The organism is Nesterenkonia halotolerans, from assembly GCF_014874065.1.
Taxonomy (GTDB): Bacteria; Actinomycetota; Actinomycetes; order Actinomycetales; family Micrococcaceae; genus Nesterenkonia; species Nesterenkonia halotolerans.
Window position 1 is genome coordinate 1 of the sequence record NZ_JADBEE010000001.1, and the last position, 18326, is coordinate 18326.

Here is an 18326-nt window from a genome sequence, read left to right on the forward strand (position 1 = left end):
AAGAAGATTGATAGTTCTGCTGGAATCAGCGCCACCCGTCAAGGCGCCATCTGCTGGCCGTCTCGGACCCAGTCAGTCCTCACCGCGGCCCCGGGCAGCTTCCCTCATGAAGCGGTATCCTGAGAGGGCCCAGCGCACGTTATTCAAGGAGAATCAGCACCCATGCACGACGAGTCCTACGGTGATCGCCCCAGGGCGCCGCGCAACCCGCGCGACCTGCGACGGTCCAACAGTGAGGACCGCACTCGTTCTCCTGAGATCGACGAAGATGTCACCGGCAAAGAGCTGGACCGGCCCGCGCTGCTGCAGCTGCGCACGCTCAATGACACCAACCGTCCCTGGGTCGCCCGCCACCTCGTGATGGCTGGACGCCTCGTGGACATCGATCCCGAGCTCGCGTTCGAACACGCCCTCGCCGCGTCACGCCGCGGAGGCCGCCTCGGCGTCGTCCGTGAAGCCGTGGGCCTGACCGCCTACGCTGCCGGCGACTACGCCGAAGCGCTGCGCGAGCTGCGCACCTACCGTCGGATCAGTGGAGACCAGACACACCTTCCCGTGCAGGCCGACTGCGAACGCGGACTTGAACGCCCGCAGAAGGCGATCGAACTCGCTGAGTCCCCTGAGGCCGCAGATCTCAAGGGTCCGGTCCGCGCCGAGATGGCGATGGTCGTCTCCGGCGCCTTCACCGACCTCGGCGACTACGGCTCCGCCGTCACCGCCCTCGAGATTCCCGAACTCGACATCAACCGCGCCTTCGGCTTCTCGCCGCGGCTCTTCACTGCCTACGCCGTGGCCCTGGAAGCCGCTGGGCGCGAGGACGAAGCCCAGCGCTGGTACGAACAGGCCTTTGCGGCCGAACGTGCGCTTGGAACCGGCGCCTTCGAAGACCCCGAGATCCTCGACTTCGATGACGAGCCAGCAGACCTGCCCAAGGTGAAAGATGTCCTGGGCCACTCAGGAGAGCGGGGCCGGGAACGCGGTCAGGACCGCTCCCACGGAGGACGTGCGTGAGTTCGGGACTTGTCCACTCGTATGACGGGGTGCTCTTCGACCTCGACGGGGTCCTCTACGCAGGCCCTGCTGCCATTGCCGGCGCTGCCGACGCTGTCCGGGAGCTCGTGAGGCTCGACGTACCCCGCGCGTATGTCACCAACAATGCCTCCCGCTCCGCAGAACAGGTTGCGGAGCACCTGCAGTCCCTCGACATCCCCGCCCGCACCGACGAAGTCTTCGGCTCCGCCCCGGCGGGCATCAGCCTCCTGAAAGAGTCGGTCAAGCCTGGCTCGAAGGTCATGGTCACCGGCAGTGACTACCTGCGCAGTCTGGTCAAGGAAGCCGGGTACCACCTGGTCAGCACCGCTGAGGAGGACCCCGCCGCGGTGATCCAGGGCTTCGACCCCTCGCTGGGATGGGCGGACCTCGCCGAGGCCTCCTACGCCATCAACGCCGGTGCGCAGTGGTTCGCCACCAACCTCGACCTCAGCATCCCCCGCGAACGCGGCATCGCACCGGGCAACGGAGCGCTGATCGAGGCAGTGGGGCGCGCCACCGGGACACAGCCACAGGCCGCAGGGAAGCCCGAGCCAGTGATGTTCACGCAGGCCGCCCGCTCTCTGCAGATGGACGCACCCCTGGTCATCGGGGACCGACTCGACACCGACGTTCTCGGAGGCAACCGTGCCGGTTTCGACACCGCCCTGGTGCTCACCGGCATCGACTCCGAGGCCAGCGCACAGAGCGCCGACCCCGACTCCCAGCCCAAGTGGATCCTGGAGCATCTTGGTCAGCTCTTCGACGGCGCCCACCGCCCCCTGCAGCAGAGGGCACCACAGGGAACCGACGCGTGAGCGCCGAGCATTCGACAGAGGCCAGCGCCGAGCAGCCCACAGAGGCTGGCGATGAGCTGAGCCTCGACGAACTCGAGACCGAAGTCCTCCGGGCCGACGCGCTCGTCCAGGAACTGAGCCAGCGACTGAAGCAGACCAGCGACGACCGCTCATGAGTCCCAGCGGCAAGATGCGCCTGGACAAGATGCTGGTCGCCCGTGGACTCGCCCCCAGCCGGACCCGGGCGGCTCAGCTGATCCAGCAGGGCCAGGTCAGCATCGCAGGTGTTCCCGCCCAGAAGGCCTCCGCCCTGGTGAGCGACACCCAGCGACTTGAGGTCCACATCCAGGACACCTGGGTCAGCCGCGCCGCGCACAAGCTCAGCGGAGCGCTGGGCGCTTCCCCACAGGTCACCGTCGCCGGGCGTCGGTGCCTGGACGCAGGAGCATCCACCGGGGGCTTCACGCAGGTGCTGCTTGCCGCCGGAGCAGCCCATGTGGTCGCTGTCGATGTCGGTCACGGACAGATGCACCCCGAGATCTCCGCAGACCCTCGGGTGGAGAACCACGAGGGCCTCAACCTGCGCCACATGCACCGCGGAGATCTGGGCGAGCCGTTCGACCTGATCGTCGCCGATCTGTCCTTCATCTCTCTGCGACTGGTGCTGCCCGCGCTGGCGGCGCAGGCGCTTCCCGGCGGAGACCTTCTGCTCATGGTCAAGCCCCAGTTCGAGATCGGCCGTGATCGGCTCGGGCGCACCGGCGTGGTCAGCAGCCCCAATCTCCGCCGAGAAGCTGTGGAGGGCGTCATCGAGGCCGCCGCAGCCCACGGGCTGAGACTGCGAGACGTCCACCGCTCCACGCTGGAGGGCCAGGACGGCAATGCCGAATTCTTCCTGCAGCTGCGCCGCGAGGACACCGCATCATGCACACCTGCCGAGGCAGCCGAGCGGATCAACGATAGGCTGGGCAAGGTCGAGTTCGACTGAAGGAGGCCTCCATGACCAGAGAGATCCTGGTGCTTGCCCATATCGGCAGGCGTGACGCTGTGGAAGCCGCTGTCTCCGTTGCCGAGCGCCTCCACGGAGCCGGTCTGCGCCCCGTGATGCTTGAACACGACCTGACCGCGCTGAACCACGTGATGGGGGAGCGCCTGAGCGGGCTGCCCATCGCAGTCGCTGAACGCGATGTGGCCATGGCCGACTGCGAGGTCGGCATGGTCCTGGGCGGCGACGGATCCATCCTGCGCGCCGCCGACCTGGTCCGAAAGGCGAGACTGCCGCTGATGGGCGTCAACCTCGGCCACGTCGGATTCCTCGCCGAATCCGAGCGCACCGAACTCGACGCCTCCGTGCAGTGGGTCGTGGACCAGAACTACACCGTGGAGCGCCGCATGGCCCTCGACGTACAGGTCTGGCACGCCGGCCGGCATGTCGGCAGCAGCTGGGCGCTGAACGAGGCCAGCATCGAGAAGCAGTCCCGGGAACGCATGATCGACCTCGTCATCGAGATCGACGGCAGGCCCGTCTCGGCGTTCGGCTGCGACGGCGTCGTCATGGCCACCCCCACCGGCTCCACCGCCTACGCCTTCTCTGCCGGGGGGCCCGTGGTCTGGCCGGAAGTGCAGGCCCTGGTCATGGTGCCCATCTCCGCCCACGCGCTCTTCTCCCGCCCCCTGGTGGCCGACCCCGACTCCATCATGGCGGTGGAGGTGCTCCAGCGCGAAGACGAACAGGGCGTCCTGTGGTGCGACGGACGACGCTTCATGGAACTGCCACCAGGATCTCGCGTGGAGGTCACCCGCTCCACGGAACCCGTGCTGCTCGCCCGAGTCCACCAGACCCCGTTCTCCGAGCGGCTCGTGGACAAGTTCAACCTGCCCACCACCGGGTGGCGCGGACCCGTCGACCCGGCCAACCAGGTCGAATCTCCTGACTCATTCCACCGCGAGGAGGCTGCCGAACGGTGATCGACTACGTCACCATCAGCGATCTCGGCGTGATCGAACACGCCGAACTTCCACTGAACGCCGGACTCAACGTGGTCACCGGTGAGACCGGCGCGGGCAAGACCATGGTGGTCACCGCGCTGGGACTGCTGCTCGGCGCTCGCGCCGAGGCCAGCGCCATCCGCACCGGGGCCCCACAGGCCACCGTGGATGCCGGCATCACCGTGCCCAGCACCCACCGCTGCGTCAGTCTCGCCCAGGAGGCGGGAGCCTGGCTGGAGACCCCCGGGACGGACACAGCCTCCCCGGCTCAGCCGCCCGCTGATGTGGAACTCCTGCTCGGCCGCACGCTCAGCGGCAAGGGTCGCAGTCGGGCCAATATCAGCGGCCGCAACGTGCCCATCGCCCTGCTCGGAGAGATCGGCAGCTCACTGGTCACGGTCCATGGACAGAGCGACCAGCTGCGGCTGCGCTCCGCCAGCGCCCAGCGACGGGCCCTCGATCGCCACGCCGGAGGCGAGTTTGCCCGCGCCCTGAGCGCCTACCGCGAACAGTTCACCGGCTACCAGCAGAAAGTCACCGAGCTCGACGAGATCACCAGCAACGAACGAGAACGACGCCGCGAGGCCGAACAGCTCCAACAGTCCCTCGAGCAGATCGACGCGGTGGAGCCGCTTCCCGGGGAGGACCAGGAGCTCAAGACCGAGTCCCTGAAGCTTGAGAACGTCGAATCGCTGCGCGAGGCCGCCCGCTCCGCCCAGCACTCCCTCTCCGGCCCCGACGCCGCCGAAGCTCTCGACGACGTCCCCCATGCCGTGGCCCTGGTAGAGTCCGCCGCCACCGCACTGGCGGCCGTGCAGGACCAGGATCAGGAGCTGGGTCAGATCGCCGAACAGATCTCCTCGGTCTCCAGCCTGCTCAACGACGCCGCCTCGGAGTTAGGCATCTACGCGGCAAACCTCGATGAGTCCGGACCCGAACGGCTCGCCGAGGTCCACCAGCGCCGCGCTGACCTTGAACGGCTCATCCGGCTCTACGGCCCCGACATCGACGCCGTCCTGGCCTGGGCAGCCGACGCCCGCGCCCGGCTGCACAACCTGCAGTCCGACGCTGACCGGATCGAGGAGCTCAGCGCGGAGATCGACGAGCTCCAGGCCGGACTGTGGGCCCAGGCCGAGGAGCTGCGCCGTCGTCGTCGGGAGGCAGGAGAGCAGCTCGGAACAGCTGTCGGCGAGGAGCTCGCTGCCCTGGCCATGCCGCAGGCCCGCATGGTCATCGACGTCGCGGAGACCGCTGAGCTCGGACCGGACGGGGCTGACACGGTGGCGATGCTGCTGGCACCGCACCCCGGCGCAGATCCGCTGCCGCTGGGCAAGGGAGCCTCTGGAGGTGAGCTCTCCCGGGTGATGCTCGCACTGGAGGTCGTGCTCGCCGAGGGCTCCGAGACCGAGACGTTCATCTTCGACGAGGTCGACGCTGGAGTCGGAGGCAAGGCAGCGGTCCAGATCGGCCGCCGGCTGGCCATGCTCGCCAAGCACCGGCAGGTCATCGTGGTCACCCACCTGCCGCAGGTCGCCGCCTACGCGCAGAACCACATCCGAGTGTTCAAGTCCTCCGTCCAGGACGACTCCGTCTCCGGAGGCTTCACCGCCTCGGACGTCACCGCCCTGACCGAGGAGCAGCGAGTCAGCGAACTGGCCCGCATGCTCGCCGGCCAGGAGGACTCAGAATCCGCACGCGCCCATGCCCGAGAACTCATCAGCACGGCCGCTGCGCTGTAGCTCACGCGCGTGGGGCTATATCCACCTCCCGTTCACTGTTAGGATCGAACTCCGTGGTGCAGAGAAATAGTTCCAGGAATCAGAACAGCCTCCCTACTAGTCGACAGATCTTTGTCACGGGAGGTGTGGTCTCCTCCCTCGGCAAGGGCCTGACTGCCTCCTCACTGGGGCATCTGCTCCGGGCCCGTGGCCTCTCAGTGGTCATGCAGAAGCTGGATCCCTACCTCAATGTGGATCCCGGCACGATGAACCCCTTCCAGCACGGCGAGGTCTTCGTCACCGAAGACGGCGCCGAGACTGACCTGGACATCGGACATTACGAGCGCTTCCTCGATGAGAATCTCGACGGGCTCAACAATGTGACCACGGGTCAGATCTACTCCACCGTGATCGAGAAGGAACGCCGCGGCGATTACCTCGGCGACACGGTCCAGGTGATCCCGCACATCACCAACGAGATCAAGCGCCGGATGCGGCTTCCCGCCGAGGGCAAGGACGCCCCGGATGTGATCATCACCGAGATCGGCGGCACGGTCGGCGATATCGAGTCGCAGCCGTTCCTCGAAGCCGCCCGTCAGGTCCGCCAGGACATCGGCCGGCAGAACGTCTTCTTCCTCCATGTCTCCCTGGTGCCCTACATCGGGCCCAGCCAGGAGCTGAAGACCAAACCTACCCAGCACTCGGTGGCGGCCCTGCGGTCCATCGGCATCCAGCCCGACGGCATCGTGCTGCGCAGCGACCGCGAGCTGCCCTCGGAGATCCGCGGCAAGATCTCTCGGATGTGCGATGTGGTCGAGGACGCGGTCATCAACTGCGCCGACGCCCCCAGCATCTACGACATCCCGCGCATCCTGCACCGCCAGGCGATCGACGCCTACGTGGTCCAGGCGCTGGATCTTAAGTTCAAGGACGTGGACTGGTCCAAGTGGTCCAAGCTCGTCAACGCCGTGCATCACCCCGATCACGAGGTGGAGGTTGCGCTGGTCGGCAAGTACATCGACCTGCCCGACGCGTACCTCTCGGTCACCGAAGCCCTGCGCGCCGGCGGTTTCGCGCACAGCACCCGCACCAAGATCCGCTGGGTCGCCTCTGACCTGTGCGCCTCCGAAGAAGGCGCCGCCAAGGCGCTGGACGGGGTGGACGCCATCTGCGTGCCCGGCGGCTTCGGTGTGCGCGGTCTCGACGGCAAGATCGGGGCGCTGCGCCACGCTCGGGTGAACGGCATTCCCGCGCTGGGCCTGTGTCTGGGACTGCAGACCATGGTCATGGAGTACGCGCGCAACGTGGTGGGCCTGACCGAGGCGAGCTCCACCGAGTTCGACCCGCAGACGCCCTTCCCGGTGATCGCCACGATGGCCGAGCAGGAGGCGATCGTCGAGGGCGCCGGCGACCTGGGCGGCACCATGCGGCTCGGCGCCTACGACGCCAAATTGGTCGAGGGCTCCGTGGTCGCCGAGACCTACGGCAGCACGCTGATCTCCGAGCGCCACCGGCACCGCTACGAGGTCAACAACACCTACCGCGATCAGCTCGCCGAGGCGGGACTGGTCTTCTCCGGCACTTCTCCGGACGGCACCCTGGTGGAGTTCGTGGAGCTGCCCAAGGAGGTCCACCCGTACTACGTCTCCACGCAGGCACACCCGGAGCTGAAGTCACGTCCTACCAACGCGCACCCGCTGTTCGCAGGACTGATCCGTGCTGGTCTGGACCGTCAGCTCGCTCAGGGCGGACGCGGCTGAGCATATGACACCACAGGACGGGTCCGCCGGTCCTGAGCAGGCACGAGGACGGCACCTCCAGCGACGTCTGGAGGTGCCGTCCTCGCCTGTGGGGGCGGAGATCGAGGACTACCTCACCCACCTGCGGATCGAACGCGGCTCCGCGGCGAACACGCTGAGCTCCTACCGCAATGACCTGCTGCGCTACGGCGCCTTCCTGCTGGAGAGAGACATCAGCGAGCTGCGCGCGGTCGACGAGTCCTTGATCGCCGACTTCCTCCAGCAGCTGCCCACCGGCGCCGACGGCGGCTCGACCCTGTCCCAGCGGTCCATGGCTCGCGTGCTGGCCTCCGTGCGGGGCGCGCACCGCTACTGGGCCGGCGAGGGCCGCACTACCCATGATCCGGCCAAGCACGTGGCCGCCCCCAAGCCGCGCCAATCTCTGCCGAAGGCACTCAGCGTGGCTGAGGTGCAGCGGCTGCTGGATGCTCCCAGCCGGGACACCGAGCTGGGCCTGCGCGACCGCGCGCTGCTGGAGTTCCTCTACGCCACCGGCGCTCGGATCAGCGAGGCGGTGAGCCTGGATGTGGATGATATCCACGAGATCCGCGCCGAGGCCGCCGGGGGATCGGGGGATGGGGACGCGAGGGGGCCCGTGGGCACCGACGGTCTCGTCATCGTCCGGGTGACCGGCAAGGGCAACAAGCAGCGCATGGTCCCCGTGGGCCGCTATGCCCAGCGGGCCATCAACGACTACCTGACTGCCGGCAGGCCTGCGCTGGCCGCGCGGATCGGCCGCCGGGCGCCGTCGCCGGCTCTGTTCCTGAACCGACTCGGCGGAAGGCTCTCCCGGCAGTCAGCCTGGACGGTGCTGCAGACCCACGCCGCGGCCGCGGAGATCGAGCAGGAGGTCTCGCCGCATACGCTGCGCCATTCCTGCGCCACCCACCTGCTCGAAGGCGGCGCGGGCATCCGGCTGGTGCAGGAGATGCTCGGCCACGCCTCGGTGACCACTACGCAGATCTACACCAAGGTCACCGCGGAGGCGCTCCAGGAGAGCTACGCCACCGCCCACCCTCGCGCCCGCTGAGCCCGAGGATCCCGCTGACCCCCGAGGGTCTTCCGTGCCGGGGCTATCCCGCGGCCCCCTTTCTCGCTGCGACCTCTCCCGCGGCCCCATTTCCCATCTGTTGGGCAGAAATTGTCGGAATAGCGCTGCGTGCACGCGTCATTCCGACAATTTCTGCCCAAAGGATGGGTGGGAGGGGTGGGGGAGGCCTCAGAGGTGGCGCTCGTCCGGACCGTTGTAGGCGCTCAGCGGACGGATCAGCGAGTTGTCGGCGCGCTGCTCCTGGATGTGCGCGGTCCAGCCGGTGATCCGCGCGGCGATGAACAGCGGGGTGAACATCTCCGTGTCGAAGCCCATCAGGTGATACGTCGGCCCGGCCGGATAATCGAGGTTCGGCAGGATGTTCTTCGCCTCGGCCATCGCCGTCTCCAGCCCATCGTAGAGGCCCATCAGCTCGCCGCGGCCGTAGTACTCCACCATCGCGTCCAGCGCCTGCTTCATGGTGGGGACCCGGGAGTCTCCGGACTTGTACACCCGATGCCCGAAGCCCATGACCTTGCGCTTCTCGGCCAGCGCCTCCTCCATCCACGCCTTGGCGCGGGCGGCGGCCTCCTCGCGGGTCTCGGCCTTGTCGATCCCGATCTCCTCGAAGGTGTGCATCACGGCCTCGTTCGCGCCGCCATGCAGCGGTCCCTTCAGCGCACCGATTGCGGCCGTCACCCCCGAGTGCAGGTCCGCCAGGGTGGAGGTCACCACGCGCGCGGTGAAGGTGGAGGCGTTGAAGGAGTGCTCGGCGTAGAGCACCATCGAGACGCGGAAGGCATCGACGACCTCCTCCGGGGCCTCCTCGCCGAAGGTCATCCAGAGGAAGTTCTGCGAATAGTCCAGGTCCTCGCGCGGCTCCACGACCTCCTGCTTCCGTCGTCGGCGCTGGTCATAGGCGACGACGGCGGGGAACGCGGCGAAGAGCTCCTGGGCCTTGCGCAGCTCGACCTCGGGGGAGGAGTCCCCTGACTGCGGGTGATTCGCGCCCAGCACGGAGACCGCGGTGCGTGCCACGTCCATCGGGTGAGCGTCCAGGGGCAGCAGGTCGATCGCCGACTTCACCCGGGGATCCAGCGCGCGGTGGGCGCGCTCGAGCGCGATGAACTCCTCCTTCTGTTCCTGCGAGGGAAGCTCACCGGTCCAGAGCAGCAGCGCCACCTCCTCGAAGGAGAGCTGGGCGGCCAGCTGCTGGACCGGGTACCCGCGATAGAGCAGCGAGTTGGACTCCGGGTTCACCTTGGAGATGGCGGTGTAGTCAGCGATCACACCGTCGAGTCCCTTATAGATCGTGTCGGGGCTGGTCTGCTCGGTCATAGGTGACCTCCTTGAGTCGTTGCGGTCCACACCGTGCGGGTCCGGACCGTGCTGCTGAGCCGGACTGGCTCGGTGTCAGGATGGGCTCTCGTGCACGTCGGGGACGTCAAAGTTGAAGATGCCGGTGTCGAAGGCGTTGTACCCCTCATAATCCACGAGTTCGTAGAGCCGTGCCCGGGTCATCATCTGATCCACCGCGCTGTGCTGGGAACCTTCGGCGGCCAGCGTGTCCAGGGTGCGTTCGATCGCGCCCATCGCGGAGCGCAGTGAGGTGACCGGATAGATGACCATGGCCACCCCGGCGTCGGCCAGCTGGTCCCGGGTGAACAGCGGGGACTTCCCGAACTCGGTCATGTTCGCCAAAACCGGCACGTCCACCGCATCGCAGACGGCGGCGAATTCGCTGAGGTCCTTCATCGCCTCCGGGAAGATCGCATCGGCACCGGCGTCGACCAGTGCCTTGGCGCGCTCGATCGCAGCGTCGAGACCCTCGACTGCGCGCAGGTCGGTCCGTGCCATGATCAGGAAGTTCTCATCCCGGCGTCCGCGGGCCGCCGCGGCGACCCGCTGAGTGGCCGTCTGCAGATCGACCAGGTTCTTCCCGTCCAGATGCCCGCAGCGCTTGGGATTGAACTGGTCCTCGATATGACAGCCGGCAAGCCCCGCGTCCTCGAGCTCCTGGACCGAACGGGCCACGTTCATCGGCTCGCCGAAGCCGGTGTCGGCATCGACCAGCGCGGGGAGGTTCGTGGCTCGGGCGATCTGCCCGGCGCGTTGGGCGACCTCGGTCAGCGTGGTCAGTCCGATATCGGGCAGACCGAGCTCGTTCGCCAGCACGGCTCCGGAGATGTAGATCCCGTCGAAGCCCTTCTGCTCGATCAGCGGGGCGGAGAGGGGCGTGAAGGTCCCGGGGAACTGGCGTGCCGCCCCCGGGGTGAGCATGGCGCGTAGGTCCAGGCGCTTCTGGGCGGGCGTGGTGGAGGAGTAGAGCATGGTCTAGAACAGTCCCTTCGGTGCGGCGGCCGGATCGATGACGCCGGCGGCTGCGCGGATGTTGAGCTGGTCGAGTTCCCCTGCGGGCAGGGACTCCAGTCGCTGCACGGCGGTCAGGAAGCGCTCGGCCTCCTCCTCGGAGATCACGCCTCCGGCGAGCGTGCGGAACTTGGTGATGTACTGCTCACGGGCGAACGGGCGGGCTCCCAGCGGATGGGCATCGGCGACGGCGATCTCATCGCTGATCAGCTGGCCGTCGTGCATGGTGATCTCCACTGACCCGCCGAAGGCCTTCTCGGCGATATCGGTGGAGTGGTAGCGACGTGTCCACTCCGGATCCTCCCTGGTGGTGACCTTATGCCACAGTTCCACGGTGTCCGGACGCTGAGCACGTTCCGGGGCGTAGGAATCCACATGATGCCAGGCGCCATCCTGCAGCGCGACGGTGAAGATGTAGGGGATCGAGTGGTCCAGCGTCTCGCGGGACGCGGTCGGCGCATACTTCTGCGGGTCGTTCGCGCCGGAGCCGATCACGTAGTGGGTGTGGTGGCTGGTGTAGATCACCACAGACTTCACCCGGCTGGGGTCAGCGAGCTCGGGGTGGGCGTGGTGGAGCCGGCGCGCCAGGTCGATCCACGCCTGGGCCTGGTACTCCGCGGAATGCTCCTTGGTGTAGGTGTCCAGGATGGCGCGCTTGGCTTCGCCTGGAGCCGGCAGGGGGACCTCGTAGGAGGCCTCCGGCCCGTCGAGCAGCCAGGCGATGACCCCGTCCTCACCCTCGTAGATGGGCACCGGTGAGGTCTGTCCGCGCATGGCGCGGTCCACGGCCTCCACGGCCATCTTCGCGGCGAAGGCCGGAGCATGGGCCTTCCAGGTGGAGATCTCGCCCTTGCGGGACTGCCGAGTGGCGGTCGTGGTGTGCAGGGCCTGTCCGACAGCCTGGAAGATCGTCTCCGCGTCCAGGTTCAGCATGGTGCCGATGCCTGCCGCGGCGGAAGGTCCCAGGTGTGCCACGTGGTCGATCTTGTGCTTGTGCAGCGAGATGGCCTTCACCAGGTCCACCTGGATCTCGTAGCCGGTGGCGATGCCGCGGATGAGCTCGACGCCGGAGCGTCCGGTGTGCTGCGCCACGGCGAGGATGGCCGGAATGTTGTCCCCGGGGTGGGAGTACTCTGCGGCGAGGAAGGTGTCGTGATAGTCCAGCTCCCGAACCGCGACGCCGTTGGCCCAGGCCGCCCATTCGGGGCTGGACTTGGTGGGGATCCCGAAGATGGAGGCTCCGGAACCGTGCGCCGAGATCGAATGATCCAGGGCCTGGGACCGGGCCGCGATGATCGGCGCACGGTTCAACGAGGCCACGGCGACGGCTGCGTTGTCGATGATCCGGTTGATGACCATCTCCGTGACGTCGGGATCCACGGCGACGGAGTCGGTGGCCACGCGGGCGATCTTGTAGGCCAGCTGGTCCTCGCGCGGAAGGTTCTCTTCGCTGCGGTAGACCCGGACGTGATGGGTGAGCATTCGCGGGGTTCCTCTCGGAGGGGTTCGGGGTTGGAGTGGAGGCGTGGTGGTCAGGTCGACATCTGGGGCTCATGTGCGGCGTGCTGGGCACTGATGTAGGCATGACTGCGGCGCAGATGGATGAGCATCGCGGCGCCGGCGGTCTCCGGGTCTCCGGAGGCGACGGCCAGGCAGACCTCACGATGTTCCCGTGCGGAGGCTGTCAGCCGGGCCGGTTCATGCTGGGCGAGTCGGCGGGCGCGCACCAGATGCGCGCGCATGCTGCGCAGCGCGTGATTGAGGTAGGGGTTCGCGGCCGCGGCGGAGAGCGCCTCGTCGAGCTCGGCGGCCAGATCGTAATAGGCGGAGTCGTCCGCGACATCGGCGATGCTCCTCGGGGGGCCCAGCGTGGACTCGGCGGCCGTGAAGCGTTCGGCCAGCGCGGTGAACACCTGCGGGTCCCCCCGTTCAGCAGCCAGCCGGGCTGATTGGACCTCCAGAGGCAGGCGCAGTTCGAAGAGCAGGTCCACATCTTTGGTCTCGATGGAGCTGACCACGGTGCCGCGCCCGCTGGCCTGCACGGCGAGGCCATCGGCGATCAGTCGGGACAGCGCCTCACGCAAGGGGGTGCGCGAGATGGAGAGCCGCTCCGCCTGGTCAACTTCACCGAGCAGGCTGCCGGGTTCGAGGTCGCCGTCGAGGATCTCCTGACGGAGCCTCGCATAAGCACGGTCACTGGCTCGCATAACCCCCAGTGTATACAGATGTGGGTGAATACCAGGTTAAATCTCCCACATTCCCCACTGAGAGCAATATCTGTATACATATCCCTTTACGTGGTGTGATTTGGCTCATACGCTGGGGTGCAAGGCCCCATGAACACCCTCGATGAGCAGGAGCTCGCCCATGAATGGCCAGACCTACCGGCAGCTGCACGCCCGTTCGCTGCGGAATCCCGAGGAGTTCTGGCTCGAGGCTGCCGGCGCAGTGGACTGGGTCACGGCACCGCGTCAAGCCCTCGACGACGCCGCTGCCCCGGTCTACCGCTGGTTCCCAGGGACCGAGCTCAATCTGAGCTACAACTGCCTGGACCGTCATCGGGAGGCCGGACGCGGCGAGCAGACCGCGCTGATCTACGACTCGGCGCTCACACCTGACTCACGCAGCTACACCTACGCCCAGCTCACCGAAGAGGTGGCGCGCTGCTCCGGCATGCTGCGCGACCTCGGCGTCGGCGCGGGCGATCGGGTGATCATCTACCTGCCGATGATTCCGCAGGCACCGATCGCCATGCTTGCCTGCGCGCGGCTCGGAGCCGTGCACTCGGTGGTCTTCGGCGGCTTCGCAGCCCGAGAGCTCGCCTCCCGCATCGAGGACGCGGCCCCCGACGTCGTGATCACCGCCTCCGGAGGCATCGAGCCCAGCCGTCGGGTGGAGTACCTGCCCACAGTGGCCGAGGCGCTGCGCCTGTCCAGCCACAAGGTCAGCCATGTGGTGGTGCAGCACCGGGAGGGCTTCGCGCATTCGGTGCAAGAGGAGGCCCGGGCGGAGGAGGGTGCCGCAGACACGCAAGCACAATGGCACGACTGGGAGCAGCGCAGCGCCCAGTCTGGGCCCGCAGGGCCGGTCACCGTCGCCGCCACCGATCCGCTCTACATCCTCTACACCTCCGGCACCACGGGCAGGCCCAAGGGCGTGGTCCGTGACCAGGGCGGCACGGCGGTGGCGCTGAGCTGGTCGATGCAGGCGATCTACGCCGTCGGACCCGGGCAGCGAATCCTCACCGCCTCGGACGTGGGCTGGGTGGTCGGCCACTCCTACATCGTCTACGCCCCGCTGCTGGTGGGGGCCACCACGGTGCTCTACGAGGGCAAACCCGTGGGCACCCCGGATGCCGGAGCGTTCTGGCGCATGGTCCAGGAACATCGCATCAGCGCGCTCTTCACCGCACCCACCGCACTGCGCGCCATCCGCAAGACCGACCCGGAGGCGGCGCTGGTGGCGGACTACGACATCTCCTCGCTGGAGCACCTCTTCGTGGCGGGGGAGCGGCTGGACCCCGCGACCCAGCGCTGGATCGGGGAGGCGCTGGACGTCCCGGTGATCGACAACTGGTGGCAGACCGAGACCGGGTGGCCGATCGCCGCGAACCCCGTCGGGCTGGATCCGCTGCCGGTGAAAGAGGGCTCCGCCACGCTGCCCATGGTCGGATACGACGTGTCCATCCTCGACGCCGCCGGCGAGGAGCTGCCCGCGGGGGAGGAGGGCAACATCGCGCTGCGCCTGCCGATGCCGCCGGGCACGCTGCCCACGCTCTGGGGCGATGACCAGCGTTATATCGATTCCTACCTGACGGCGTTTCCCGGGTTCTACGCCACCGGGGACTCCGGCTACCTGGACGAGGACGGCTACCTCTTTGTCATGGGACGCACCGATGACGTCATCAACGTCTCCGGACACAGGCTCTCCGCCGGTGCGATCGAAGCGGTCCTCGCCTCGCACCCGGCCGTAGCCGAATGTGCCGTGATCGGTCTGGCCGACGAGCTCAAGGGTCAACGCGCCACGGGTTTCGTGGTGCTCAAGAGCGGGCGCGAGGATCAGCCCGAGACGCTCACCGCCGAGCTCACCGACCTGGTGCGCCGGATGATCGGGCCGGTGGCGGACTTCAAGAGCGTCTCCGTGGTGACCGCGCTGCCCAAGACCCGATCTGGGAAGATCCTGCGCAAGACGATGCGGCAGATCGCCGACGGCGAGACCCCGCGCGTTCCCTCCACCATCGAGGATGCTTCGGTGCTCGAGGACCTGACCCCGGTGCTGCGCCCCCACCGGTAGGCTGTCCGGGACGCAGGAGCGCCTGCGCGAGCCTGCCCCGGCGCGGACCTGCCCCGGGTGAACGAGGGGAGAGCATGGACATCCTGCTGTTGGCCGTCGAGCTGATCGGCACGTTCGCCTTCGCCGTCTCCGGGGCGCTGCTGGCAGCGCGCAAGGGCTTCGACGTGGTCGGCTCGGTCCTGCTGGCTTCGATGGCAGGGCTCGGCGGGGGAGTGATCCGCGATGTGCTCATCGGCTACGGTCCGCCGCTCGCGCTGGAGAACCCGGTCTACCTCGCGCCGGTGCTGGTGGCCGTGGTGCTGGTGATGACCGGGCTGCTGCATGAGACCAGGCTGCGCCGCACTCTGCTCGTCTTCGATGCGGTCGGACTCTCACTGTTCTGCCTCACCGGCACCGTGATCGCCTGGGAAGCAGGTCTCACCGAGCTGGCCTGCGTGCTGCTTGGAATCTCCACCGCGGTGGGCGGTGGTGCCATGCGCGACGTCGTCGCCAATGAGACCCCGCAGATCTTCAACCCGCGCGGTGTCTACGCCGTGCCGGCCATGCTCGGCGCCGCGCTCACTGTGACCGCGCTGAGCCTGGAACTCTCGCTGGTCTGGGCCGGACCCGTCATCGCGCTCCTGGTCTTTGCGCTGCGCATGATCTCGTTGCGCCGCGGCTGGCGGGTGCCGCTGGCCGGACGCCGCTTCAGTGCGGCTGAGGGCAATTCGGGGCCTTCCGCAGACTGAGCCGCAACCTTCCAGCGCTACTTGTTCCACCACCTTGCCTGGGACACGAGTCGGGGTAACCTGGATAAGTTGTTGTCCGCATCAGGAAGTCGAGGGATCACGTGAGCGAGCCGGGTGCCCGGAGGGGCGAAACGCCTGACCGGGAAGCGAGCGAGTCGAGCAGCGCGCAGCCGACCGAGCTCTTCACCATCCACGGCGATGCGATCATGGGCCCCACCGGCCGTCCCAAGCACGAATTCTCCGATCCAGAGCCGCTGAGCAGCCACGGCCCCGCGCGCATCATCGCGATGGTCAACCAGAAGGGCGGGGTGGGCAAGACCACCTCCTCGATCAACATGGGCGCCGCGCTCGCCGAATACGGCCGCCGCGTGCTCATGGTGGACTTCGACCCGCAGGGCGCCCTCTCCGCCGGGTTCGGCACCAGCCCACATGAGCTCGAGACCACGGTCTACAACGTGCTCATGGAGCGCGGGGTCAAGACCCGCGACGCGATCGTCTCCACCCACGTGGAGAACGTGGACCTGCTCCCGGCCAACATCGACCTCTCCGCCGCCGAGGTCCAGCTGGTCAATGAGGTGGCCCGCGAACAGGTCCTCGACCGGGCGCTGCGCCAGGTCCGCGACGACTACGACGTCATCATCATCGACTGCCAGCCCTCGCTGGGCCTGCTCACCGTCAACGCGCTCACCGCCGCCCACGGCGTGCTGATCCCGCTCGAGGCCGAGTACTTCGCGCTGCGTGCGGTGGCGCTGCTGGTGGACACCATCGAGAAGGTCCAGGATCGGCTCAACCCGGACCTGGAGATCGACGGCGTGCTGGTCACCATGGTCGACCTGCGCACCCTGCATGCCCGGGAGGTCATCGCCCGGATCGTCGAGGCCTTCGGGGAGAAGGTCTTCGAGACGGTGATCAAGCGCTCGGTGAAGTTCCCCGATGCCACGGTCGCCGCCGAACCGATCACCGCCTACGCCCATAAGCACGAGGGAGCCAAGGCCTACCGGCAGCTGGCCCGCGAGCTGATCCTCCGAGGTGGTTCGCCTTAGTGGCGGACACGGACTCGGTTGAGGTCCCCGCGCTGGAGGCAGGCGCCACGCAGGGGGCCTTCACCGTGTCGCTGGCGAACTTCGACGGGCCCTTCGATCTGCTGCTGGGGCTCATCGCCAAGCGCGAGATGGATGTCACGGCGGTGGCACTCTCCGCTGTGACCGACGAGTTCCTGGACTATGTCCGCGGGCTCTCTCATGACCGCGCGCTGGACGAGTCCTCGAACTTCATCCTGATCGCAGCGACCCTGCTGGACCTCAAGGCCGCCCAGCTGCTCCCCGGCGGAGAGATCGAGTCCGAGGAGGACTTCGCCGCGCTGGAGGCCCGTGATCTGCTCTTCGCCCGGCTGCTGCAGTACCGCGCGTTCAAGCACATCGCGGGCCACATCGCCGAACAGATCCAGCAGCACTCCGATCGGTTCCCCCGTCAGCCCGGCACGCACCCCGAGCTGGCCCAGCTGCTGCCGGAACTGGTCTTCAAGACCACCCCTGAGGACCTCAAGGCCATCGCCGAGCGTGCCTTCGCCCGCCCCGCGATGGAGCCCGACCATGTGCGGTTCGAACACCTGCATGCGCAGACCGTGGACATCGCCGCCGAGATCGCGGTGATGACCCAGCTGCTGCGCGAGACCGGCACGGCGAGCTTCACGGAGCTGATCACCGGGGCAGAGAGCCGGCTGGTCGTCGTCGTCCGGTTTCTCGGTCTCCTGGAGCTCTACCGCGATCGTGATGTGGCCTTCGAGCAGGACAGCCCGCTCGGGGAGCTGCTCGTCACCTGGTCCGGTCCCGCGGCCGGGGAGATCCCGGCCATGCAGCGGGCCGCCGCTGAGTGGGACGAGCCAGCGCAGGACGAACCGGTGCAGGACGAGACACAGTCTCGGGAGCTGGAGGAGAAGGAGCACAGCAGCGATGTCTGAACAGAACCGGATGGCTGACCCACAGGACGACACCATCAGCGAGGACCTGCTCGCCGCCGCCGAGGCGGTGCTGATGATCACCGAGGAGCCCATCTCCGCCGCCGAGCTCGGCGTCGCGCTGGAGATCCCCGAACACCAGGTCATCGCGGTGCTGGACGCGCTGCGTCTGGACATCGACGGGATCACCGAGGGCTCGCGCCGTCGCGGCTACGAGCTGCGCGAGATCGCCGGGGGATACCGCTACTACTCCCGTGCCGACTACGCCGAACAGGTCTCCGCCTTCATCCTCGGCGGTGCGACGACCCGGCTCTCGCAGGCCGCGCTGGAGACCCTGGCCGTGATCGCCTACCGGCAGCCCGTCGCCCGATCCCAGGTGGCGGCGATTCGAGGGGTCAACGTGGACGGGGTGGTGCGCACCCTGGTCCATCGCGGACTCGTGGACACCGCCGGGACCGACCCGCTCACCGGAGCGACCCTCTACACCACCACCGCTGACCTCTTGGAGCGCCTGGGCATCAACTCCGTGCAGGAGCTGCCGCAGCTCTCCCCGCACCTGCCGGGGATCGAGGCGGCGGGGGAGCTGAACGGGGAAGGCTGAGCCATCCCGACTCGT

General features: G+C 67.9%; 17 protein-coding genes. 13 read left to right on the forward strand and 4 right to left on the reverse strand.

Annotated features, from left to right (window positions below):
* The first annotated feature begins 162 nt into the window (after positions 1-162).
* Genes H4W26_RS00005 through H4W26_RS00040 form a run of 8 tightly spaced genes read left to right on the forward strand, consistent with a single transcriptional unit; the run spans position 163 to position 8362 of the window.
* The gene (locus H4W26_RS00005) at positions 163-1011 is read left to right on the forward strand and encodes a tetratricopeptide repeat protein (protein ID WP_192590167.1); all 849 of its coding nucleotides are present in this window, start codon (positions 163-165) and stop codon (positions 1009-1011) included.
* A complete protein-coding gene (locus H4W26_RS00010) occupies positions 1008-1847 on the forward strand; it encodes an HAD-IIA family hydrolase (protein WP_192590168.1) in 840 nt (279 codons plus the stop codon). Before H4W26_RS00005 ends, H4W26_RS00010 begins: the two co-directional genes overlap by 4 nt.
* Entirely contained in the window at positions 1844-2002 is a 159-nt protein-coding gene (locus tag H4W26_RS00015; protein ID WP_192590169.1) for a hypothetical protein, read from the forward strand. The genes H4W26_RS00010 and H4W26_RS00015 overlap by 4 nt, the downstream gene beginning before the upstream one ends.
* Positions 1999-2814, forward strand: a complete 816-nt coding sequence (locus H4W26_RS00020; protein WP_225939534.1) for a TlyA family RNA methyltransferase — start codon at positions 1999-2001, stop codon at positions 2812-2814. Before H4W26_RS00015 ends, H4W26_RS00020 begins: the two co-directional genes overlap by 4 nt.
* 11 nt (positions 2815-2825) lie before the next feature.
* Complete coding sequence (locus tag H4W26_RS00025) at positions 2826-3794, forward strand: NAD kinase (protein WP_192590170.1); 969 nt, start codon at positions 2826-2828, stop codon at positions 3792-3794.
* Positions 3791-5554, forward strand: a complete 1764-nt coding sequence (gene recN / locus H4W26_RS00030; RefSeq protein ID WP_192590171.1) for a DNA repair protein RecN — start codon at positions 3791-3793, stop codon at positions 5552-5554. The genes H4W26_RS00025 and recN overlap by 4 nt, the downstream gene beginning before the upstream one ends.
* A gap of 35 nt (positions 5555-5589) precedes the next feature.
* Positions 5590-7293, forward strand: a complete 1704-nt coding sequence (locus H4W26_RS00035; RefSeq protein ID WP_192591915.1) for a CTP synthase — start codon at positions 5590-5592, stop codon at positions 7291-7293.
* Positions 7294-7297: 4 nt separating this feature from the next.
* A complete protein-coding gene (locus H4W26_RS00040) occupies positions 7298-8362 on the forward strand; it encodes a site-specific tyrosine recombinase (protein WP_192590172.1) in 1065 nt (354 codons plus the stop codon).
* 189 nt (positions 8363-8551) lie between these two features.
* Here the strand turns inward: H4W26_RS00040 and H4W26_RS00045 are convergent, their stop codons facing one another.
* The 4 genes from H4W26_RS00045 to H4W26_RS00060 all read right to left on the reverse strand — a co-directional run bounded on the left by H4W26_RS00045 (position 8552) and on the right by H4W26_RS00060 (position 12939).
* Positions 8552-9700: a bifunctional 2-methylcitrate synthase/citrate synthase gene (locus H4W26_RS00045; protein ID WP_192590173.1), complete on the reverse strand. Its 1149-nt coding sequence runs from the start codon at positions 9698-9700 to the stop codon at positions 8552-8554.
* Between the two features lie 75 nt (positions 9701-9775).
* Complete coding sequence (gene prpB, locus H4W26_RS00050; RefSeq protein ID WP_192590174.1) at positions 9776-10693, reverse strand: methylisocitrate lyase; 918 nt, start codon at positions 10691-10693, stop codon at positions 9776-9778.
* A 3-nt stretch (positions 10694-10696) separates the two neighbouring features.
* Positions 10697-12214 (reverse strand): MmgE/PrpD family protein, encoded by a 1518-nt coding sequence (locus tag H4W26_RS00055; RefSeq protein ID WP_192590175.1) that lies wholly within the window; start codon positions 12212-12214, stop codon positions 10697-10699.
* 50 nt (positions 12215-12264) lie between these two features.
* Positions 12265-12939: a GntR family transcriptional regulator gene (locus H4W26_RS00060; protein ID WP_192590176.1), complete on the reverse strand. Its 675-nt coding sequence runs from the start codon at positions 12937-12939 to the stop codon at positions 12265-12267.
* 160 nt (positions 12940-13099) lie between these two features.
* Here H4W26_RS00060 and H4W26_RS00065 point away from each other — a divergent pair, with 160 nt between their 5' ends.
* The 5 genes from H4W26_RS00065 (at position 13100) to scpB (ending at position 18311) form a co-directional block, all read left to right on the forward strand.
* A complete protein-coding gene (locus H4W26_RS00065; RefSeq protein WP_192590177.1) occupies positions 13100-15025 on the forward strand; it encodes an AMP-binding protein in 1926 nt (641 codons plus the stop codon).
* A gap of 74 nt (positions 15026-15099) precedes the next feature.
* A complete protein-coding gene (locus H4W26_RS00070; protein WP_192590178.1) occupies positions 15100-15753 on the forward strand; it encodes a trimeric intracellular cation channel family protein in 654 nt (217 codons plus the stop codon).
* A gap of 206 nt (positions 15754-15959) precedes the next feature.
* Positions 15960-16796 carry a ParA family protein gene (locus tag H4W26_RS00075; RefSeq protein WP_192591916.1) on the forward strand — a complete coding sequence of 279 codons (837 nt, stop codon included), beginning with the start codon at positions 15960-15962 and terminating at the stop codon, positions 16794-16796.
* On the forward strand, positions 16796-17713 hold the full coding sequence (locus H4W26_RS00080; protein WP_318779714.1) for a segregation and condensation protein A: 918 nt from the start codon (positions 16796-16798) through the stop codon (positions 17711-17713). Before H4W26_RS00075 ends, H4W26_RS00080 begins: the two co-directional genes overlap by 1 nt.
* On the forward strand, positions 17706-18311 hold the full coding sequence (scpB, locus tag H4W26_RS00085; RefSeq protein WP_192590179.1) for an SMC-Scp complex subunit ScpB: 606 nt from the start codon (positions 17706-17708) through the stop codon (positions 18309-18311). Before H4W26_RS00080 ends, scpB begins: the two co-directional genes overlap by 8 nt.
* Positions 18312-18326: the final 15 nt, after the last annotated feature.